This is a genomic window from Gilliamella sp. wkB108 (assembly GCF_001690195.1).
Taxonomy (GTDB): domain Bacteria; phylum Pseudomonadota; class Gammaproteobacteria; order Enterobacterales; family Orbaceae; genus Gilliamella; species Gilliamella apicola_L.
Map to the genome: position 1 here is coordinate 28,085 of NZ_LZGM01000083.1, position 22,660 is coordinate 50,744.

A 22,660-nucleotide genomic window follows, 5' to 3' on the forward strand; every position below is an offset into this window, starting at 1 on the left:
TACCTAACCTGAAACTTTTCAACATAAATAACAAATTTTATAAATATTTTATTGATTATTTAAGCAATTACAGACAGAATTACTAGGCAGCATGTGCTGTGTTTATTAGAGGTAATCACCTGACATATGGAATGGATCATGGATCCTACAATCTGGATTGGTTTATCCACACTTATTGTACTTGAAATCGTCCTTGGTATTGATAATATTGTTTTTATTGCCATCCTTGCCGAGAAACTTCCAGCTCAGCAACGAGATAAAGCACGCATTACTGGTCTTGCCTTTGCACTAGTTACCCGAATCCTTTTATTGATGTTTACTGGTTGGTTAGTGACACTCACCACGCCATTATTTTCGGCCTTTGATATCAGTTTCAACGCACGCCAACTAATTATGCTAATCGGGGGAATATTTTTGCTATTTAAAGCAACAATGGAACTCAACGAACGTCTTGAAGGTGCATCACACGAAGACGGAAAACCGAAAAAAACATCTCATTTCTGGACTGTTGTTGCACAAATTGTAGTATTAGATGCCGTATTCTCACTCGATTCAGTGATCACCGCAGTTGGCATGGTTGAACATATTCCTGTCATGATTATTGCGGTCTGCATAGCAATAGGCATCATGATGGTTGCAAGTAAGCCATTGGCTTATTTTGTCAACTCACATCCCACGATAGTAATTCTCTGCTTAAGCTTCTTATTAATGATAGGCTTTAGTTTAGTCGCTGAAGGGTTTGGTTTTGTTATTCCTAAGGGCTATTTATATGCCGCTATCGGCTTCTCAATCATGATTGAATTTTTTAATCAATTAGCCATATTCAATCGCCGAAAAGTTCTAAATAAAAAACCATTACGCGAACGTACTGCCGAAGCTATTTTACACTTACTTAGAGGCGATGCAGAAGAAGATCCTGACACACATACTATAGATTTAGTATCAGACTCCAACAAAAAAGTCTCAGTTTTCAATCATCAGGAACTTAGCATGGTCGAACGTGTACTTGGACTTGCCCAACGTTCGGTCAGTAGTATTATGACATCAAGACTCGATGTTGATATGGTTAATATCAATGATGATCGTAATGTTATTTTAAAAGAGATTTTTGATAATCCTCACTCGCGTTTAGTGGTAACTGATAACGCCTCTATTGACGAACCATTAGGGATAATTCAGGTTAATGATCTACTGAAAGATGTATTGCAGAAAAAAGAGCCTATCGACATTAACGCTTTGATCAAACAACCTCTCATCTTTCCAGAAACGGTATCATTATTGGTCGCGTTAGATCAATTCAAAAAAGCCAAAACCCATTTTGCTTTTGTCGTCGATGAATTTGGCTCTATGCAAGGTGTAGTTTCAGTAACTGATATTATCGAAACGATTGCGGGTGATTTTCCAACCGAAGAAGAAGAAATTGATGCAAAACATGACATTCAGTGTCTGGACAATAATAGTTGGATTGCCAATGGTTATATACCTGTTGAAGAGTTAGTTCGCTTTGTACCAATTCAGATCGATGATAAACGGGAATATCACACACTGGCCGGGCTTTTAATGGAGAAAGCGCAACATCTACTTAATGTCGGTGAAACCATACAAATTGGGGATTATCTATTTGAAGTTATCGAAATAGAAAGTCATCGTATTGTAAAAGTTAAAATTAGCCTAAACAAAACCGCAACACCATCCACTTCTAATTAACAATATAATTAATAATAATTATTTTAGCTCATTACTAATGAGCTAAAATAGCTTAAATAAAACGATCTTCATTAACTAAAAATCATGATTATTTCTACCTATTTTTACAATTAAAATCATACTTAAACATCAAAAATCATCATGTCATGTTAACATTAACTCTCCATGTTTCATCAATGTTAACTCTCAATTTTTGTCATCATAAAGTCAGGAGGTATACATGCATGATATTAGCCCTTTACTCATCACGATCATCGGCGGCATTGTTTTAGCAGCTATACTTGGATTAATTGCTCAACGCTTACGTATTTCTCCTTTAGTTGGATACTTAATTGCTGGCATTATTTTTGGTCCTAGCACACCCGGCTTCGTCGCTGATACCGCCATTGTCAAAGAACTTGCTGAAATTGGCATCATACTATTAATGTTTGGCGTGGGATTACACTTTTCGATAAAAGATCTAATGGCCGTTAAAAATATTGCCATTCCCGGCGCTATTGTACAAATTACAGTAGCTACATTACTTGGCTTAGCCATGTCTCAGATGATGGATTGGTCATTACTAACCGGCTTGGTATTTGGTCTATGCCTATCAACCGCTAGCACAGTGGTATTACTAAGAGCGCTAGAAGAACGTAATTTAGTCGAAAGCCAACGAGGACGTATCGCTATTGGTTGGTTAATTGTTGAAGATTTAGTGATGGTATTAACCCTTGTACTACTACCTGCGATTGCCACTATGTTTAGTGATAGTGATCACTATAATTACCTAGACATCTTAACAGAAGTGTCAAAAACAATAGGACTTGTGATCCTTTTTATCGCTATTATGATTTTATTTGGTCGTCGGGTTATTCCCTGGTTACTCGCCAAAAGCGCATGTACCGGATCTGAAGAACTATTCACATTATCGGTATTAGCCATTGCGCTAGGTATTGCATTAGCCGCAGTAAAACTATTTGGCGCCTCATTTGCACTAGGTGCCTTTTTCGCGGGTATGGTATTAACTGAATCCGATTTTAGTCACCGCGCAGCTAAAAATATCCTTCCTCTTAAAGATGCTTTTGCGGTACTGTTCTTTGTATCTGTCGGCATGTTATTTAAACCGCAAATATTATTTATACATCCGATCGCAGTACTACTAACTATTCTGATTATCGTGTTAGGTAAATCACTGGCAGCCTACTTCATCGTCCGACTATTTGGACGTTCCAAACGCACAGCATTAACCATTTCAGCAAGCCTAGCTCAAATTGGTGAGTTTGCCTATATCCTCGCCGCTCTTGGTATTAGTCTACAAATCTTTCCTGAAGAAGCACATAGTCTGATCCTAGCTGGTTCAATCATATCGATTGTTCTTAACCCATTTGTATTTAATATTTTGGAACACTACCTATCTCGAACCGAAACGATTGTTGACAAAATTATTGACCCAATTACTGAAATTAACGAAAACATCCCTCCTTTAGAAAATCATGCAATCTTAATAGGACATGGTAGGCTAGGCAGTTCAATAGCAAAAAAACTCGCTGAACAAGGGATCCCTTTCGCCGTTATTGATAGTTCATTAACGCTAATTGAACAGATCCGTCATGAAGGTCTTATTGCAATATTTGGCAATGCCGTTAAACCACAAATACTTGAACTCGCTCATTTACAAACGGCTAAATGGCTAATTATTACTTCACCAAATGGTTACAAAACGGGAGAAATATCACAACATGCCAAAGAAGTGCGCCCTGATTTAATAATCTATGCCCGAGCTTGTTTTGATGATGAAATTGAATATATTGAAGATCATGGTGTAACAAAAGTGATCACCGGTGAAGAAGAAATTGCCAAACATATTATTGAATTACTCAATTTCGATTCCAATACCCAAACGACAAAAACGAATAACAAAACAGTAATCACTCAAACGAAATTTAACCCTAACACATCTGAAAGCCAAAAAAACGAAGATAAAGAAAAAACTAACATTGCAATTAATGTCAATCTTCCTAGTGGTAATGGAAGTCCCATAGAATAAAGCTTGATTTACTTAAAGAACTAGCAATAATATCGCAGTTGAATTTTTATTTAACTTTAGCATGTGGAGTTATTACTCCACATCTCTGGTTTTTTAATTTTTACCAACTTTCGGTAAAGATGCAGCCTGTATGCTATATGAATATGCATTATCATTAACCTAAATTGAGCCTTAATTTATGAATTCTATATTCGAAAAAATATTCCAATTGAAAGAGAAAAAAACAACTGCCGGTACTGAAATTATCGCCGGATGTACCACTTTCCTTACTATGGTCTATATCATCTTTGTTAACCCCTCTATTCTATCTTCAACCGGCATGGACACCTCTGTCGTCTTTGTCTTAACCTGTTTAGTTACTGCATTTGCCACTATTTTAATGGGTTTAGTTGCTAACTTACCTATTGCCTTAGCCCCGGCTATGGGACTTAATGTATTTTTTGCCTATGGGATTTGTGGTGCAATGGGATACTCTTGGCAAATTGGTATGGGCGCAATTTTTTGGGGTTCGTTGATTTTCTTCGCCTTATCCCTATTCAAAGTACGCCATTGGCTAATAAAACATATTCCTCAATGTTTACGTGTTGGTATTAGTGCCGGTATCGGATTATTTATTGCCTTTATGGGGTTTCAAAACATGGGACTTGTGGTATCTTCTCCTGCAACACTATTAACCATGGGAAATATTTTATCTCTTAAAGTGCTACTTGGTTCACTTGGTTTTTTTATTATTATTATTTTAGCTGCTCGTAATTTTCACGCTGCCATATTAATCTCCATTTTAGTGGTCACATTATTTGCATTATGGTTAGATCCTGATATCCATTACAATGGGATTATCTCCATGCCACCAAGTGTCACCAGCGTTGTAGGACATGTTGATTTAGCCGGTTCACTTAATGTAGGTATCATGGGGGTTATCTTCTCGATAATGATTGTCAGCTTATTTGATTCATCGGGAACCATTTTAGCTCTGACAGATAAAGCGGGAATTTCTGATGAAAGAGGTCGTTTCCCGAAAATGCGTCAAGCACTATTAATCGACAGCTTTAGTTCTTCTCTTGGTGGATTATTTGGTACTTCCTCAGTATTAACTTACATTGAAAGTTCAGCAGGCATCTCCGTGGGTGGACGAACAGGACTAACAGCCGTTGTGGTTGGAATATTATTTTTAATTGTCACCTTCTTATCACCACTTGCTCATCTCGTACCAAGTTATGCCACTTCCGGTGCGCTGATTTTTGTTGGGATCTTAATGATTTCAAGTTTAGTCAAAGTTAACTGGTCTGATTTAACCGACGCTACCCCTGCTTTTATTACCGCACTAATGATGCCTTTTGCTTTTGCAATTACTGAAGGTGTAGCGCTTGGCTTTATTTCATATGTAATATTAAAAACGTTTACAGGAAAATTCAAAGAGTTAAACCTTTGTGTAATTATCTTTGCTCTCCTATTTGCTTTGAAATTTATCTTTATCGATCATCATTAATTTTGAGCATTAAATTTCTATCGCTGAAAAGCGATAGAAATAATTCCGCAAATTGATAGAAATTAAATAAAAAATTCACCACTAAACAAATAACAATTATTTTTAAATCATGTCGATCGCCTTTCAACTAACCTCATATAAATAAAGATAAAATAAGCTGAGATCCATAATTTAGAATAAATATCAGCAATAAAATCATCAGCCATACAATTTGTTGTTCAGCGCAAACGCTAAAAACAAAACCCTTATAAATCATATAATTATTAACAATCTGTTAAAAAATCAATTCAATACAAGTCATTTTCTAAGTGGAGTTTGATCTACTTCACAAAAACAAAAAAACATAAAATGCTTACGAAATTTAATAATTGTTGTAAGTGTAAAAATTCATGCATATTAAATGAGCAGTTCAGATTATTTTTATCTAAACTTAACTTGATAAGCAGGAATGAAATATGAGTACGCATTACAATTCATTATACGTTTTCAGAATCACTCTAGTTGCAACTTTAGGTGGTTTATTATTTGGCTATGACACCGCTGTTATTTCTGGAACAGTTGGGTCTATATCAAAAGTCTTCGTCGAACCTCAACATTTAAGTGAAACCGCTGCCAACTCCTTACTAGGTTTTTGTGTGGCAAGTGCTTTAATTGGTTGTATCATCGGCGGTTTAATGGGAGGATATTTAAGTAACCGTTTTGGTCGCCGCAATTCATTATTGATTGCCGCATTTTTATTTTTCATCGCTGCAATTGGATCTGCTTGGCCTGAATTAGGATTTCGTTCAGTAGAATCACAAGAAATCCCTTACTATTTAGCAGGATATGTTCCTGAATTTGTATTTTATCGCATCGTCGGCGGAATTGGTGTTGGCTTAGCTTCCATGTTATCACCAATGTACATTGCTGAAGTTGCCCCAGCTGAAATTAGAGGTAAACTCGTCTCTTTTAACCAGTTCGCAATTATTTTTGGCCAACTTCTGGTCTATTGTGTTAATTACGCAATAGCAAGTTCAGGCGATCCGGTTTGGTTAAATATTGTTGGTTGGCGATATATGTTCTTATCACTAGCTATCCCTGCGCTACTTTTCTTTGGTTTATTATTTACCGTTCCGGAAAGCCCTCGCTGGCTAACTGCACAAAATAAAATAGGCAAAGCTCAAAATATTCTAGCTCGTATTTTAGGAAGTCAAAGAGCAGAAGAAGCACTTAATAGTATAATTAGCTCGCTATCTTCTAATTCAAATAAAAAGAGTAGCCCACTATTAAAATATGGTATTGGCGTTATTATTATCGGAATTTTATTATCCGCATTCCAACAATTAATGGGTATTAATGTTGTACTTTATTATGCACCGGAAGTATTTAAAAACTTAGGTGCAAGTACAGATTCTGCATTATTACAAACCATTATTGTTGGTGTTATTAACCTATCATTTACCACTATTGCTATCTTCACCGTTGATAAATTTGGACGTAAACCATTACAGATCATCGGCGCTATTGGCATGGCAATTGGCATGATCACATTAGGAACAACCTTCTTTTTACAACTACCAGCAAGTATTGCACTTACTTCTATGCTGTTTTACATCGCTTCTTTTGCTATCTCATGGGGGCCTGTATGTTGGGTACTATTGTCTGAAATATTCCCTAACTCCATTCGAAGTAAAGCGCTTTCTATTGCTGTTGCCGCACAATGGATTGCCAATTACTTGGTATCATGGACCTTCCCTATCATGGATAAAAACACCTACCTTGTCTCTCATTTTAACAATGGATTTGCCTATTGGTTATATGGAGTTATCAGCGTAGTGGCAGCTATTTTCATATGGAAATGGTTACCTGAAACGAAAGGAAAATCGTTAGAAGAACTTGAACAGTTCTGGAACAAATAAGTACAACATTAAATTAAATTTCATAACCGTATTTAGGAGAATATTATGAAACAATATTACGACAAAATAGAACGCATTAACTACGAAGGAACAGAAACTGACAATCCTTTTGCATTTAGACACTATAATCCACAACAAAAAATATTAGGCAAAACAATGGCTGAACATTTACGATTCTCAGCTTGTTATTGGCATACATTTTGTTGGGCTGGAACCGACATGTTTGGTACCAATTCGTTTGATTATCCTTGGCAAAGAAATGCTGATCCATTAGTAAATGCCAAAGCTAAAGCCGATGTTGCTTTCGAGTTTTTTTACAAATTGAACGTTCCTTTTTATGCTTTCCATGATGTTGACATCGCGCCTGAAGGAAATTCAGTTAAAGAATATATTAATAACTTATCAATAATGACTGATATATTCCTTAAAAAACAACAAGAAACTGGAGTAAACTTATTATGGGGTACAGCTAATTGCTTCACTAACCCTCGTTATGCTGCAGGAGCTGCAACCAATCCAGATCCAGAAATTTTTGCCTATGCTGCAACGCAAGTGGTTCACGCAATGAATGCTACCCATAAATTAGGCGGACAAAACTATGTGCTATGGGGCGGAAGAGAAGGATATGAAACGCTACTAAACACAGACTTACGCAAAGAACGCGAACAAGTTGGCAAGTTTATGCAAATGGTCGTTGAAAACAAACATAAAATTGGATTTAAAGGTACTTTATTAATTGAACCTAAACCACAAGAACCAACTAAACACCAATACGACTATGATGTAGCAACAATATATGGTTTCTTAAAACAATTTGGCTTAGAAAAGGAAATAAAAGTCAATATTGAAGCAAATCATGCCACATTAGCAGGTCATACATTCCAACATGAGATTGCCTCAGCAATCGCACTTGATATTTTTGGTTCCCTAGATGCTAACAGAGGCGATCCTCAACTAGGTTGGGATACCGATCAATTCCCAAATAGTGTGGAAGAAAATACACTTGTCATGTATGAAATTTTAAAAGGCGGTGGTTTCAAAACAGGTGGTTTAAACTTCGATGCAAAAATACGTCGACAAAGCATTGATAAATATGATGTATTTTATGGACATATCGGCGCTATGGACACAATGGCATTATCATTAAAATGTGCAGCCAAAATGCTTGAAGATAAAACACTAAATCAAATTGTTCTCGACCGCTATAGTAATTGGGACAAAAAATTAGGTAAAAGCATTTTACAAGGTGAAATGTCACTACAACAGATCGCCGAATACTGTCTACAACATGATATACAACCTAAAGCACATAGTGGACAACAAGAAAAACTAGAAAATATAGTGAATAAGTTTATTTTTGGATAAAACTATCATTCAATGTAAACATAACAGGACCGCTTTATTAAGCGGTCCTTATATACTTATTGTGGAGAACAAATATGTATATTGGTATTGATTTAGGTACATCGGGCGTAAAAGCCATATTAATGGATGAACACCAAAAGATTATCGCATCTAACACACAAAAACTGTCTATATCTCGCCCTCATCCTTTATGGTCAGAGCAAGATCCTGCCGAATGGTGGCAAGCAACCAGTTTAGCCATTGAACAATTAAGTAAACAACACAATTTACAACAAGTAAAAGCCATTGGGCTTAGTGGTCAAATGCATGGTGCAGTGTTATTAAACAAACAATCTCACGTTTTAAGACCCGCTATTTTATGGAATGACGGTCGTTGTGATAAAGAGTGTCAAGAGCTAGAAAGCTTAGTACCAACTTCTAGACAAATCACCGGCAATTTAATGATGGCGGGATTTACAGCACCCAAAATAAAATGGGTACAAAAAAATGAACCTGATATTTTTGCTCAAATAGATAAAGTATTGCTTCCTAAAGACTACATACGTTTCAAAATGACAGGGAAATTTGCATCTGACATGTCTGATGCCGCAGGGACAATGTGGTTAGATGTTGAAAAACGTGACTGGAACGATCAACTCTTACAAGCTTGTGGTTTAAATCGACAACATATGCCAGCACTTTTTGAAGGAAACCAAATTACCGGATATATTAATGATGACCTTGCTAAACATTGGGGGATCAATAAAGTTCCCGTTATTGCTGGCGCAGGAGATAATGCCGCAGGCGCTATCGGCGTTGGTCTTTATCAACCAGGACAAGCAATGTTATCACTAGGTACTTCTGGTGTTTATTTTGTTGTTACAGATCGTTTTATGAGTAAACCCGAACAAGCGATTCACAGTTTTTGCCACGCATTACCTGAACGCTGGCATCTTATGTCAGTAATGTTAAGCTGTGCTTCCTGCCTTGATTGGGCTTGTAAATTATTAGATATTAAAGATGTACCAACCCTATTTTCTTTAATTGAAGCAGATCAATCAACGGACAAACCAGCTGTACAATTTTTACCTTATCTATCAGGAGAAAGAACACCACATAACAATCCTACGGCTAAAGGTGTATTTTTTGGATTAACTCATCAACACAATAAAACCGATCTTGCCAAAGCGGTATTATTGGGCGTAACTTATGCATTGGTTGATTGTATAGACGTCATTCACCAATTCGGCATTTCGCCGGATAAAATCATTATTATTGGTGGTGGTGCAAGAAGTTCATACTGGCGACAACTTATTAGCGACGTATCTGGTTATAAAATACAATACTGTGAAGGTGGTGATGTAGGACCCGCATTAGGTGCAGCTAAACTGGCACAAATCGCTTGTAATTCAGACAAACCACTTAACATACTTTTACCTGAATTACCTATAGTTCAAATCCATCAACCTAATATGAATCAATATGAATATCATCAAAAACAGCGAGTGATTTTTAGAAATTTATATCAACAACTTAAACCGCTTATGTCTTAATGCTAATAGTGCAGAATTTCATTATATTAATGATTTCTGCATTTTACTTTACTCTATAATATTCAAGCATGATATTAATAAGATATTAATCAAAATATATCATTTCACCATAACAATCCCCTTTCTCTTATTACTATATACAACTTTAAATTAATACCTTTATTTATCTATATATATCAATATATGTGACGTATATCTCATAAATAAAATTTCGTAAATTTGAAACCAAATTTGGTAATAACAAATCATAAGTAGATAAATTATATTTAAATAAGAAATATTAAATTTCATCTATTTTTCAACATATATTTTTTGCGTTATCAATCATCTAATACTAAGAGAAAAATAAAAATGCCTAAGATAAAAAATCCTGTCATATCAGGTATGTCACCGGATCCATCCATTATTCGTGTGGATAATACCTATTACATTGCAACCTCTACCTTTCATTGGCAACCTGCAATCCAAATTTTTAAATCCCATGATTTATCTAATTGGGTATTAATTGATTATATTTTTAAAAATGGTGAAATAAACTTATCCGGAACAAATACACCAGCAGGCGTATGGGCACCACATTTATCTTATGATCCAATTAATAAAAAATATTGGTTAATTTATTCTCACATGATGAATATGGCTGGTCGAGAGTTTAATGCCGATACCTATGCGATTTGTGCCGATAATATTCAAGGTCCTTGGTCTTCTCCTATTTATTTAACTTCTATTGGCTTCGATCCCGCATTATTTCATGATGACGATGGCAAACATTATTTAACTATTTTAGAGTGGGAAACACGTCAAGGACATCAAGCCCCTGGTCATATCGTAATAGCTGAAGTTGATTTAACCACTGGCAAATTAATTTCTCCATGGGTTCGAGTAACTCAAGGCTTTACTACGAGAGGATGTGCTGAAGCACCACAACTGTATAAAAAGGATCACTACTATTATTTATTAATAGCGGCAGGCGGTACGGGTTATGCTCATGGCATTGAAATAGGACGTAGTAAAAATATTTTTGGTCCTTATCAACCTCATCCTTCAGGAGAACCTATCGTTACCTCTTCCCCTAATCATCTATTTTCATTGGGTGATCCTGATGCGGGACATTTTGAAATGTACAACCCAAATTCAGTGATGCAAAAAGCGGGACACGGCTCGTTGGTTGAGACACAAAATGGTGATTGGTATGTTGCTCATCTTATGTCTAGACCAATAAAAGGTACATTACTCAATCCCCTTGGTCGCGAAACCTCTATCCAAAAAATGCAATGGACAGATGATGGTTGGTTAGTTATGGCGGATGGTTCTAATTTAGCTAAAATGGAATTTGATTCACAAATTCCAATCAAAGGTAAAATAACGGATGATGTGATTGATGAATTTGATCAAGCTTACCAATTACAGTTTATGACACCTTATCGACATCAATCCAGTACTTGGGTAAATAGTTATGAACGTCAAAGCCACCTAAGGATATATGGGCAAAACTCGTTATTTTCTCAAGTCAATCCATCGATTATGGCCACTAGAGCCACCTCTTTTGATTATCTAGTCCAAACTAAAGTTGAATTTCACCCTGAACATTATTCACAAACCGCGGGTGTTGGACTTTACTATGATTCGAATAATTGGCTTTATCTACATTTAACTTATAGTGAACAACTAAAAACTACAATCCTGACTATTTTACAAGCAAAACTAGGCGTTAGAATTGAATTTGCCAACCACCGTATTGCAATACCTGACGGTGTTGTTGAACTCAAATTAGTCTATCAACAAGGTATAGTTAAACTGTTCTACAAACAAGACCAAGATTGGATATCCATCATTAATGATTTAGATATGCTTTACTTATCAGATGAAGGTGTAAATGGTGAACCCGGTGAAATTGGTGGATTTACTGGCTTATTTAATTTTATTGCTTCAGTTGATAGCTACCAACATCAATCTTATGCCGATTTTGACTATTACTATGTGATAAATAATCGCTAACATTCAAGGTAGAATATTATGAAAATAACGATTCCATTAACTCGTTTAGTACCTGGACTGATTATCGGCCCTGCCTCATGGTTAGGCCCTTACATTGCAGCCGCAAGCCTATTTTTACCGGCATTAATTCAACAAATTGATGAAAATAACAAGATTCATTTATTAGCGCTATTTTCTGCTTGTGGCATGGTAACAGCTGCAATATCGAATATGGTGGCAGGATATTTATCAGATAGAACACGCTCAAAATTTGGTAATCGCACCCCATGGATTGTTGCTGGTGCAATAGCATTCATGTTATCGATGATATTAGCGTCAACGACCAATACTATTCCTTTTTTATTGTTTTGTTGGCTATTAGGTCAAATTGCCTTGAATTTTATCGTTGCCCCAATGGTGGCTTGGATAGATTTTGCTGCAAATGATAGAAAAGGTACAGCCTCAAGTGCGTATGGTGGATTAGGGATGGCTTTGGGTAATAATGGATTTACTATTATTGCCGCAATGTTTTTAGGTAATTTTCGGTTTGGCTTTATTGTTTTTGGTGTAATTACATTAATTGGTGTATTAATTTCAGTTATTATTGTTAGAGAACCATCTAACCTTAACCAAACAATAAAATATAAATCGAAAAAAAATGAAAATAGATTTAAAAATTTATTAGCAATTTTTCCTAAATGGTCAATTGGTAGAGACTATTATTTAGCGCTAATAGGTAAACTTTTTCAGGGCATCAGTAACTTTGCCATTACCGGATACTTGTTATTTATTATGACTGATTTTATGCATAGTAATACAGATGAAACACAAAATTCTATTCAACTAATTAATATCATCATGCTTATCTTCGGTATTTCAATGGGGTTTATTGCAGGGCCAATATCGGATAAATTAAAAATATTAAAATTACCGGTTGGCTTATCTACCATATTTTTAGGTATTGGCGCAATCAGCTTATCTATCTATCCTAATCATATTGGCATTCTGATTTATGCGTTCACTGCCGGAATTGGTATGGGAATATGGAACTCGCTCGATAATTTATTAAATTTACAAGTTATTCCTGACAAAAATAGAGTAGCATTTTTTTTAGGTATCTATAATTTAGGTAATACTATTACTCAAGCACTAGCGCCAATAATTGCTGCTTGCGTTATTTCACTGTTCGGTTTTTCAGCTATTTTTATGGTTTCATTTATATTTGCAATGATCGGTGGAATTTCAATACTCTCCATTCGCTCAGTTAAAAAATAAATATAAAGCAAAAGAAGAAAGATAGGCGATAAAAAGCAACTTTCTTCTTTTTCATACCAATAAATGATAAATCTGATTTATCATGATCAAACTTAACTCGTAACATATTTATTTCTAAACTCTTTCGGCGTCATTCCATAAATTTTTTTAAATAAAAAATAAAAATACTGCACCGAAGGATAACCACATTGCTCAGATATCGCTTGAATTGATAATGATGACTCAATTAACAGATATTTAGCCTGATTAAATTTTTCTTCATGGATAACAGAGTGAATAGTTTTACCCAAAGATTCTTTAAAACGCATTTCTAAATTAGAACGAGATATCTGCATTTCTGAAATCACTTGCTCTACCTTAATTCCTTTACAAGCATAATCTCGAATATAATGAATTGCCTGAATAACATATGGATCTTGCACTGAACGGTAATCTGTTGAACGGCGGGCAATAATTTTTTTAGGTGCGATCAGTAAAGGAGATTTAGAAACTTTACCTTTAGAAAATTGTTTTTGTAATAAACTAGCGGCATTAAAACCCATTTCCTCTGTACCTTGTTTAACCGTAGATAAAGATACGGTAGATAAATCATTAATCACTTCCTCATTATCAATACCGATTAAACATAACTCTTCTGGAATTTTTATCCCCACCCTATCACATGCTTGTAAAATATGATGAGCCCTTGCGTCATTTACAGCAATAATTCCCGTATTAACCGGCAATGAACGCAACCATGTTGACAGTTTATCTAAACTTGCTTGCCAATTATCAAGTGAAGTTGTCATTCCTTGATAAATAAAACCTTCATAACCTTTTTGCGTCAAAATTTGCTTAAATATTTTTTCTCGAACACCAGCCCAACGGCTATATCGATTTGGCGGAATACTATAAAATGCAAACTTATTAATCCCTTTTGCACACAAATGATTAAACGCTGTTTCAACAATAGCATAATTATCAGCAGCAACATAAGGAACTTTAGGATAACTTAAATCATCTGGATAAGACGTTCCGACACCAATAATAGGAATATCGACTCGCATGAGTAAATCCTCAATATCCGGATCATCAAAATTGGCAATGATGCCATCGCAATCGAGATTAAAACGGATATTAGTGTCATAACGCATGGTTTCTGAAATATAAATATTCCAATGAATATTATTTGCTTTCAAAAAAGCACCGATACCTTTAAGGATCTGGCGATCATAGATATTATTTGCATTAAATAACAATACAACTTTATAAGATTCATTTTTCATACTGATTATTTTCACGCAACAGATAAATTCAATCTTCTAAGTATAATATTAACTGATTTTTAAATGTAAAAAATATAAACCTGAGAAACATCTTTTTTTGATTTTTGTTATCTAGATCACTTGTCATGAAATATCTATTTTTTAATTAAAAGAAAAAATGATTTTTTATCATCATTTTTTCCTCAAAACCGCTTAAATTAAATGTACAAATAACGATAAATTTCGATCCTTTCCCCTTAGCAGAAAATATCATCAAAATGCAGAAAAATATCACGATTATTTGTTTTGAAAAAACCTATTTTGATTGAATCGAACAACGTAAAGAACTTGTGGAAATACTTGACATTATCGCCTTTGGGGTCTAGAATCTTGCGACCCAAAACTTATATAAATAGGCTTGGGTTACAGTTAGTAATTACGTATCTAAATAGCAATTTTAAATTTATTTTTAATTAATCAGGAGCTTATTAATGGCAACAATTAATCAGCTGGTACGCAAACCAAGAGCGCTAAAGGAAGCAAAAAGCAATGTTCCTGCGCTTGAAGCATGCCCGCAAAAACGCGGTGTTTGTACTCGTGTTTACACGACTACACCGAAAAAACCAAACTCAGCATTACGTAAAGTATGCCGTGTACGTTTAACCAACGGTTTTGAAGTAACTTCATATATCGGTGGTGAAGGTCATAACTTACAAGAACATAGCGTGATTTTAATCCGCGGTGGTCGTGTTAAAGATTTACCTGGTGTTCGTTACCATACTGTTCGCGGTGCATTAGACTGCGCAGGTGTTAAAGATCGCAAACAAAGCCGTTCTAAATACGGTGTGAAACGACCTAAAGCTTAATGGAACTCCGTTAAGTAAGGCCAAACTATATAATTCCATTTAACTCATTTGAGTTTTGGGTAAACCTGAAAAATTTATAACATAATAAACGGAGTATTCCAATGCCACGTCGTCATGTTGTCGGTCAAAGAAAAATTTTACCTGATCCGAAATTCGGTTCAGATTTACTGGCAAAATTTGTAAATATTTTAATGGTAGATGGTAAAAAATCTATCGCAGAATCAATCGTATATTCAGCTCTTGATAAATTAGCTGAGCGTAGTGGGAAAGACCACTTAGCAGCTTTCGAAGTTGCACTAGATAACGTAAGACCAACTGTAGAAGTTAAGTCTCGTCGCGTTGGTGGTTCTACATACCAAGTTCCTGTTGAAGTGCGTCCGGTTCGCCGTAATGCACTTGCAATGCGTTGGATTGTAGAAGCAGCTCGTAAACGTGGCGATAAATCAATGGCTTTACGCCTAGCGAATGAACTTATGGATGCTTTTGAAAACAAAGGTACCGCTGTTAAAAAACGTGAAGATGTTCATCGTATGGCTGAAGCTAATAGAGCGTTTGCACACTATCGTTGGTAATTCTGACACCCACATTGGTGTCTTGAATTAAGACTGATCGCCCTTATATGCTTTCAGTCGCCTTAAATGATATTTTATTAAGCAAACGATTCTAAATAGAGGATTAATATGGCTCGTACAACTCCTATAGCACGCTACCGTAATATCGGTATCAGTGCGCATATTGATGCAGGTAAAACAACTACAACTGAACGTATTTTGTTTTATACTGGTGTAAGTCACAAAATTGGTGAGGTTCATGATGGCGCAGCTACCATGGACTGGATGGAACAAGAACAAGAACGTGGTATCACTATCACGTCTGCGGCAACGACTGCATTCTGGTCTGGTATGGGACAACAATTTGAACCACACCGAATCAATATTATTGACACCCCGGGACACGTTGACTTTACTATCGAAGTTGAACGTTCTATGCGTGTTCTTGATGGTGCAGTAATGGTTTACTGTGCGGTTGGTGGTGTACAACCTCAATCAGAAACAGTATGGCGTCAAGCAAACAAATATAAAGTTCCGCGTATCGCATTTGTAAACAAAATGGACCGTATGGGTGCAAACTTCTTACGTGTTGTTGAACAGATCAAAACACGTTTAGCTGCAACCCCTGTGCCATTAGTATTACCAATCGGCGCAGAAGAAGGTTTCACTGGTGTTATTGATTTAATTAAACGTAAAGCAATTAACTGGAGTGATGCAGATCAGGGTGTAACATTCACATATGAAGATGTTCCTGCTGATATGGCTGATCAAGTTGAAGAATGGCGTGCTAACTTAGTTGAAGCAGCAGCAGAAGCTAGTGAAGAGTTAATGGAAAAATACCTTGGTGGTGAAGAGTTAACTGAAGAAGAAATCAAAACAGCATTACGTGAACGCGTACTTGCTAACGAAATCATCTTAGTTACTTGTGGTAGTGCCTTTAAAAACAAAGGTGTTCAATTTATGCTTGATGCAGTAATTGAATATTTACCAGCACCTACTGATGTACCAGCAATTAAAGGTGAATTACCAAATGGTGAAGCAGCAGAACGTCATTCAAGTGATGATGAACCATTCTCATCATTAGCGTTTAAAATTGCCACTGACCCATTTGTTGGAAACTTAACTTTCTTCCGTGTTTACTCTGGTGTGGTTAACTCTGGTGATACTGTTCTTAACTCAGTTAAAGATAAAAAAGAACGTTTTGGTCGTATCGTGCAGATGCATGCTAACAAACGTGAAGAAATTAAAGAAGTTCGTGCGGGTGACATCGCTGCTGCTATCGGTCTTAAAGACGTAACTACAGGTGATACACTATGTGCTGAAAGCGCACCAATCATTCTTGAAAGAATGGAATTCCCTGAACCAGTAATTTCTGTTGCAGTTGAACCAAAAACTAAAGCTGACCAAGAAAAAATGGGACTTGCTTTAGGCCGACTAGCACAAGAAGACCCTTCATTCCGTGTTCACACTGATGAAGAATCAGGTCAAACAATTATTTCTGGTATGGGTGAACTTCACTTAGAAATCATCGTTGATCGTATGAAACGTGAATTTAAAGTGGAAGCAAATGTAGGTAAACCACAAGTTGCTTACCGTGAAACAATTCGCAATGAAGTTGAACAAGAAGGTAAATTTGTTCGTCAGTCTGGTGGTCGTGGTCAATATGGTCATGTATGGTTAAGAATCAAACCATTAGAAGCTGGTGGTGAAGGTTACAAATTCAACAACGAAATCGTTGGTGGTGTAGTACCTAAAGAATACATCCCTGCGGTTGATAAAGGTTGTCAGGAACAAATGAAAAACGGTGTTCTTGCTGGTTATCCAATCGTTGATGTTGAAGTCACTATCTATGATGGTTCTTACCATGATGTTGACTCATCAGAAATGGCATTTAAAATTGCCGGTTCAATGGCATTTAAAGATGGCTTCATGAAAGCTAAACCTGTGCTTTTAGAACCGATTATGAAAGTAGAAGTTGAAACTCCAGAAGATTATATGGGTGACGTAATCGGTGACTTAAACCGTCGTCGTGGTATGATTGAAGGAATGGAAGACACTGCAACTGGTAAAACAGTAAAAGCACAAGTTCCACTTTCAGAAATGTTTGGTTATGCAACAGACCTTCGTTCACAAACTCAAGGTCGTGCTTCTTACTCTATGGAGTTCTTGAAGTACAATGAAGCACCAACAAATATTGCAACAGCAATTATTGAAGCTCGCAAAGCGAAATAATTATTTATATAAATAAAGTAACACTTCCCTAATAACAAATAGGGAAGTGGTTTAATAAAGGAACATTAAGATGTCTAAAGAAAAATTTGAACGTACAAAACCCCACGTTAACGTTGGTACAATCGGCCACGTTGACCACGGTAAAACAACTTTAACCGCAGCAATTACTTCTGTACTTGCTAAAAAATATGGCGGTCAAGCTCGTGCATTCGACCAAATCGATAATGCACCAGAAGAAAAAGCTCGTGGTATCACCATTAATACTTCACACGTAGAATATGACACACCAACTCGTCACTACGCACACGTAGACTGCCCAGGCCATGCTGACTATGTTAAAAACATGATCACTGGTGCAGCACAAATGGACGGCGCTATCTTAGTAGTAGCAGCAACAGATGGTCCTATGCCACAAACACGTGAGCATATTCTATTAGGTCGTCAAGTAGGTGTTCCTTACATCATCGTATTTTTAAACAAATGTGATATGGTTGATGACGAAGAGTTATTAGAATTAGTTGAAATGGAAGTACGTGAACTTCTATCTCAATACGATTTCCCAGGTGATGATACACCAGTAATTCGTGGTTCAGCGTTAAAAGCGTTAGAAGGCGAAGCAGCATGGGAAGATAAAATTGTAGAATTAGCAGAAGCATTAGACAGCTACATTCCAGAGCCAAAACGTGATATTGATAAACCATTCCTACTTCCAATTGAAGATGTATTCTCAATTTCAGGTCGTGGTACAGTGGTAACAGGACGTGTAGAAAGTGGTGTAATCAAAGTTGGTGAAGAAGTTGAAATTGTAGGTATTAAACCAACTACAAAAACAACTTGTACTGGTGTAGAAATGTTCCGTAAATTACTAGACGAAGGTCGTGCTGGTGAAAACGTAGGTGTATTACTACGTGGTACAAAACGTGAAGAAATCGAACGTGGTCAAGTATTAGCAAAACCAGGTTCAATCACACCACATACAGATTTTGAATCAGAAGTATATATCTTAAGCAAAGATGAAGGTGGTCGTCATACTCCATTCTTCAAAGGTTACCGTCCACAGTTCTACTTCCGTACAACAGACGTAACAGGCACAATCGCGTTACCAGAAGGTGTAGAAATGGTAATGCCAGGTGATAACATCAAAATGACAGTATCATTAATTCACCCAATCGCAATGGCAGACGGCTTACGTTTCGCGATTCGTGAAGGTGGTCGTACTGTTGGTGCTGGTGTGGTTGCTAAGGTTATCAAATAATTTAAGCTAACTATTTAGAGCATCCTTGATGCTCTTTATCAGCAGAAAAGGCGCACATAGTGCGCCTTTTTATTTTATCTACAAATAACTAATTACCTAATTATTTAAATCTAAATCAAATCTACTGAAAATACTCACAACTTCCTATCTAATTGTTGAATAAATAATATCTTCCAGTTAATTTATTTCATTATGGCAAGAGTATAACTGGCATTATTTACCAGCGAAGAGAAAAATAATAAATTCATTTTTATGTTTCGATAAATAGCAACTTAACGCACTACTCATCCCTAAAACCTAATGGTCAGACTATTAATTAGAAAACAAGATAAAATAGAGATAGATTATTGGGATCTATCATTCAAGAAAAGCTCATTGCCAATGCTTTTAGCACATAAATAAGTAAGAGAGTTGCCACCAACCCTCTTACTGTTCATACGATTAAGCTACTACTCCAACAGTCAAGATGATATTGGCAAAGCACCGACTTTCACCTGTTGCAATTACCAATAACGTATCATTTGATTTAGCCATAGCATAAAAATCATTACGTGCTACATATCGAATATCAACTGATTGTGGAAGTAATGCCTTATATTCACTATCAATGGTGTTATCAAAATCTTGGGGATATTCCATTAGTGTCACTTTTTCGACATTAATATAATTTAGAATTTTATCTAAAACTATCGTACTTTTGACTAAATCAGTACAAAAATTAAGATAGATAATTGTTGCATTTGGCGATGAATTTGTCACAAATGAATAATTGCTATCAGTAATCAATATATTTGTTTTATGTCCACATTTAGCTAACGTAGCCAGTAATTCCGGATGTAAAATTTCAGACTTAATCATATTATTTCCTTATGCAACGATAGAACTAAGCACCCCGCCTAGTTAACTAATTACATTCTATAAATTCCATCATTAATGTCAATTGTTGCACCTGAGACAAACCCGTCATATTTCTGTAACAATCGATCGTTATACATTAAACAACAGCAACAAGCTGTTGTTTTAATTCCCTCATTATTTCACTAATTTACTGTGATAATAAATTTTCTCTTTTTTTATCTTATTTGATAAATGTCATAGGTTTTTCTTCTTAATGTATAAATAATAATCATTATCATTAACATCAAATGAGATATAAGAGATTATGTGTAAGATAAAAAAAACAGCTCAACTGACTATTTTAAGTACCCTTTGTTCAACAATTTTATTTTCCCATTTGGCATTTGCTGAAACAAAAACTGACGAAATTATTGTCACGCCAGATAACGATTTGCATAAAAAAGATTCATTATCGCCGACTTATCAACAAGAACAAGCAAAACTCAAACAAACAGCTGGCGCAACCAATCTTATCATTCCGGAACAAGAAAATAGATTATCAACTCTACAAGATGCATTAGATTACCAACCGGGGATCATTATCCAAAACTTTTTTGGCGGTACAGATCAAGCTCGCCTTAATATTCGGGGTTCTGGAGTACAGAGTTTTCCCCTTTCTCGTGGCGTTTTATTACTGCAAGACGGTTTACCCATTACCGATGCTGACGGTGATTTCCACATTAGCACTTTAGACATGCGCGACACCCGTTTAATCTCGGTTTATCGCGGTGCAAATAATACTCATCCACAAAGTAATAGCTTGGGTGGTGAATTAAATTTCATCTCATATACAGGAAAAGATGAATTAGGCACTGCACGCTATGAATATGGCTCATTTGGCAGAGAAGCAGCCCAAGTTGCGTTTGGCAATAACAGTAAAGAGTATGGAATTGACGGTCGGTTAAGTTTATCTTATGACCACTTTGATGGTTATCGCGATCATTCAACCTCTCAGCGAAAAACAGTTCGTTCTAATTTTGGTTATAGCAGCGAAAACTTTGAAAACCGTACATGGCTAAGTTGGACAGACTTACGCTTTGATATACCCGGTCCACTATCACAAAATAAATTAAAGAGTGATCCAACCAGTATTTTTAAAATCGTTGAATTAAGAAACCCACATCGTAATGTCCAACAAGGACGAATTGCCAACCGTTCTAGTTGGAGTTTTGGCGATCAAACTATTGAACTTGGCATATGGCATCAACGAACCCACGACAACTTTGTCACACCAACAACCTATATTTTAAGCAGTGCAAACACCACCGGTACACAGCTTGCATATAATACAACATTAGGCGATTTTACTTATCGTGGTACGGTTGCTTGGGATAAAACCGATCTTGATCGCAAATTATTAATGAATCGTCGCCATACCATGATGAATAAACGTAATCTTGGTAAATTTGATGCAACCGCCGAAAATATATATGGTGCGATTGGCGCATCATGGCAAATTGATGATGCTTGGCAACTCAATTTAGATACCAAAGTAACCCGTGCAAAACGCGATGTCGATATGCGTCATGCAAAAGGTTCTTTGGATCAATCATGGACTTTTTGGTCGCCAAAGATCGGCGTGATATGGAACGCAACGCAAGACAACCGCTTTTATGCTAACGTAAGCACCAGTAATGAACCAGCATCATTTCGTGAGATTATCACCAGTAATGGATTTAAAGCGCAAATGAATAAGTTAGATCGCCAAAAAGGCGTCACAGCTGAAATTGGCGGTAATGGTAAAATTATACAAGGTTTAAATTGGGACGTTGCTTTGTATCGAAGTATCATTAAAGATGAATATATTACCACTTATGATTCAAGCGGAACGGCAGTTGGTGTATTCAATTATGCCAGTAAGACACGTCATCAAGGTATTGAAGCCGGATTAAAGGGATTAGTTCCCTTCGCTGTTGGCGATATTGACTACCATTTAACGTGGACTTATAGCGACTTCCGCTTTATGGGAGGAGAATATAATCATAATTACATTGCCGGTATTCCAAGAAATATTATTACCACAGATATTTTATATAAAGTGAACAACTGGTCATTTGGACCCAATCTGCACTGGTCACCAACCGATGCACCGGTCGATCATGCTAACAACATGAAAGTACAACGTCGTGAAAAGTATGCGATTTTGGGTTTTAAAGTAAATTATCAAAGTGTTCATGGTTGGTCAGCTTACTTAACAGCTGATAATCTCGCAGATAAACATTATGCCACTGCATCAGTAGCAAATCGTGCCGTAACATCAAAAGATGACATGACCTTATTCCCAGGAATGGGCTTTAATGTTAATGGTGGAATTGTCTATCATTTTTAAACTTAAACATCAAT

General features: G+C 36.2%; 15 protein-coding genes. 13 read left to right on the top strand and 2 right to left on the bottom strand.

From position 1 onward, the window contains the following. Positions 1–126 precede the first annotated feature (126 nt). From A9G11_RS09115 to A9G11_RS09150, 8 genes are all read left to right on the top strand, one after another. Positions 127–1,707 (top strand): TerC family protein, encoded by a 1,581-nt coding sequence (locus A9G11_RS09115; protein ID WP_065619296.1) that lies wholly within the window; start codon positions 127–129, stop codon positions 1,705–1,707. Between the two features lie 220 nt (positions 1,708–1,927). Further along, entirely contained in the window at positions 1,928–3,736 is a 1,809-nt protein-coding gene (gene ybaL / locus A9G11_RS09120; protein ID WP_065619297.1) for a YbaL family putative K(+) efflux transporter, read from the top strand. A 178-nt stretch (positions 3,737–3,914) separates the two neighbouring features. Continuing rightward, positions 3,915–5,225: an NCS2 family permease gene (locus A9G11_RS09125; RefSeq protein ID WP_065619298.1), complete on the top strand. Its 1,311-nt coding sequence runs from the start codon at positions 3,915–3,917 to the stop codon at positions 5,223–5,225. A 455-nt stretch (positions 5,226–5,680) separates the two neighbouring features. Beyond that, positions 5,681–7,123, top strand: coding sequence for a D-xylose transporter XylE (gene xylE / locus A9G11_RS09130; protein WP_065619299.1), 1,443 nt, complete (start codon positions 5,681–5,683; stop codon positions 7,121–7,123). 45 nt (positions 7,124–7,168) lie between these two features. Beyond that, positions 7,169–8,488 (top strand): xylose isomerase, encoded by a 1,320-nt coding sequence (xylA, locus tag A9G11_RS09135; protein ID WP_065619300.1) that lies wholly within the window; start codon positions 7,169–7,171, stop codon positions 8,486–8,488. A gap of 74 nt (positions 8,489–8,562) precedes the next feature. Continuing rightward, complete coding sequence (gene xylB / locus A9G11_RS09140; protein ID WP_065619301.1) at positions 8,563–10,020, top strand: xylulokinase; 1,458 nt, start codon at positions 8,563–8,565, stop codon at positions 10,018–10,020. Between the two features lie 351 nt (positions 10,021–10,371). Beyond that, the gene (locus tag A9G11_RS09145; RefSeq protein WP_065619302.1) at positions 10,372–12,018 is read left to right on the top strand and encodes a family 43 glycosylhydrolase; all 1,647 of its coding nucleotides are present in this window, start codon (positions 10,372–10,374) and stop codon (positions 12,016–12,018) included. Positions 12,019–12,036: 18 nt separating this feature from the next. Next, positions 12,037–13,272, top strand: a complete 1,236-nt coding sequence (locus A9G11_RS09150) for an MFS transporter (protein ID WP_218056118.1) — start codon at positions 12,037–12,039, stop codon at positions 13,270–13,272. 92 nt (positions 13,273–13,364) lie between these two features. Here A9G11_RS09150 and A9G11_RS09155 read toward each other — a convergent pair whose 3' ends face one another. Continuing rightward, positions 13,365–14,537 carry a XylR family transcriptional regulator gene (locus tag A9G11_RS09155; RefSeq protein ID WP_065619304.1) on the bottom strand — a complete coding sequence of 391 codons (1,173 nt, stop codon included), beginning with the start codon at positions 14,535–14,537 and terminating at the stop codon, positions 13,365–13,367. A 470-nt stretch (positions 14,538–15,007) separates the two neighbouring features. On the opposite strand from A9G11_RS09155, the gene rpsL reads away from it, so the two are divergent. The 4 genes from rpsL (at position 15,008) to tuf (ending at position 19,420) form a co-directional block, all read left to right on the top strand. Next, positions 15,008–15,382 carry a 30S ribosomal protein S12 gene (gene rpsL, locus A9G11_RS09160; protein ID WP_034883792.1) on the top strand — a complete coding sequence of 125 codons (375 nt, stop codon included), beginning with the start codon at positions 15,008–15,010 and terminating at the stop codon, positions 15,380–15,382. Between the two features lie 101 nt (positions 15,383–15,483). Next, a complete protein-coding gene (gene rpsG, locus A9G11_RS09165; protein ID WP_065555758.1) occupies positions 15,484–15,954 on the top strand; it encodes a 30S ribosomal protein S7 in 471 nt (156 codons plus the stop codon). Between the two features lie 108 nt (positions 15,955–16,062). Next, the gene (gene fusA / locus A9G11_RS09170) at positions 16,063–18,165 is read left to right on the top strand and encodes an elongation factor G (protein ID WP_065619305.1); all 2,103 of its coding nucleotides are present in this window, start codon (positions 16,063–16,065) and stop codon (positions 18,163–18,165) included. Between the two features lie 70 nt (positions 18,166–18,235). Then, on the top strand, positions 18,236–19,420 hold the full coding sequence (tuf, locus tag A9G11_RS09175; protein WP_065618419.1) for an elongation factor Tu: 1,185 nt from the start codon (positions 18,236–18,238) through the stop codon (positions 19,418–19,420). Between the two features lie 441 nt (positions 19,421–19,861). Here the strand turns inward: tuf and A9G11_RS09180 are convergent, their stop codons facing one another. Beyond that, positions 19,862–20,278 (bottom strand): RbsD/FucU family protein, encoded by a 417-nt coding sequence (locus A9G11_RS09180; protein WP_065619306.1) that lies wholly within the window; start codon positions 20,276–20,278, stop codon positions 19,862–19,864. Between the two features lie 304 nt (positions 20,279–20,582). Between A9G11_RS09180 and A9G11_RS09185 the strand changes: the two genes are divergently transcribed. Continuing rightward, complete coding sequence (locus A9G11_RS09185) at positions 20,583–22,646, top strand: TonB-dependent receptor family protein (RefSeq protein ID WP_065619307.1); 2,064 nt, start codon at positions 20,583–20,585, stop codon at positions 22,644–22,646. Positions 22,647–22,660: the final 14 nt, after the last annotated feature.

What these genes read in the sequence shown, in the direction of transcription:
- A9G11_RS09115 (WP_065619296.1), top strand. Translation starts at nt 127, where the DNA reads ATGGAATGGATCATGGATCCTACAATCTGGATTGGTTTATCCACACTT.
- ybaL (WP_065619297.1), top strand. Translation starts at nt 1,928, where the DNA reads ATGCATGATATTAGCCCTTTACTCATCACGATCATCGGCGGCATTGTT.
- A9G11_RS09125 (WP_065619298.1), top strand. Translation starts at nt 3,915, where the DNA reads ATGAATTCTATATTCGAAAAAATATTCCAATTGAAAGAGAAAAAAACA.
- xylE (WP_065619299.1), top strand. Translation starts at nt 5,681, where the DNA reads ATGAGTACGCATTACAATTCATTATACGTTTTCAGAATCACTCTAGTT.
- xylA (WP_065619300.1), top strand. Translation starts at nt 7,169, where the DNA reads ATGAAACAATATTACGACAAAATAGAACGCATTAACTACGAAGGAACA.
- xylB (WP_065619301.1), top strand. Translation starts at nt 8,563, where the DNA reads ATGTATATTGGTATTGATTTAGGTACATCGGGCGTAAAAGCCATATTA.
- A9G11_RS09145 (WP_065619302.1), top strand. Translation starts at nt 10,372, where the DNA reads ATGCCTAAGATAAAAAATCCTGTCATATCAGGTATGTCACCGGATCCA.
- A9G11_RS09150 (WP_218056118.1), top strand. Translation starts at nt 12,037, where the DNA reads ATGAAAATAACGATTCCATTAACTCGTTTAGTACCTGGACTGATTATC.
- A9G11_RS09155 (WP_065619304.1), bottom strand. Translation starts at nt 14,537, where the DNA reads ATGAAAAATGAATCTTATAAAGTTGTATTGTTATTTAATGCAAATAAT.
- rpsL (WP_034883792.1), top strand. Translation starts at nt 15,008, where the DNA reads ATGGCAACAATTAATCAGCTGGTACGCAAACCAAGAGCGCTAAAGGAA.
- rpsG (WP_065555758.1), top strand. Translation starts at nt 15,484, where the DNA reads ATGCCACGTCGTCATGTTGTCGGTCAAAGAAAAATTTTACCTGATCCG.
- fusA (WP_065619305.1), top strand. Translation starts at nt 16,063, where the DNA reads ATGGCTCGTACAACTCCTATAGCACGCTACCGTAATATCGGTATCAGT.
- tuf (WP_065618419.1), top strand. Translation starts at nt 18,236, where the DNA reads ATGTCTAAAGAAAAATTTGAACGTACAAAACCCCACGTTAACGTTGGT.
- A9G11_RS09180 (WP_065619306.1), bottom strand. Translation starts at nt 20,278, where the DNA reads ATGATTAAGTCTGAAATTTTACATCCGGAATTACTGGCTACGTTAGCT.
- A9G11_RS09185 (WP_065619307.1), top strand. Translation starts at nt 20,583, where the DNA reads ATGTGTAAGATAAAAAAAACAGCTCAACTGACTATTTTAAGTACCCTT.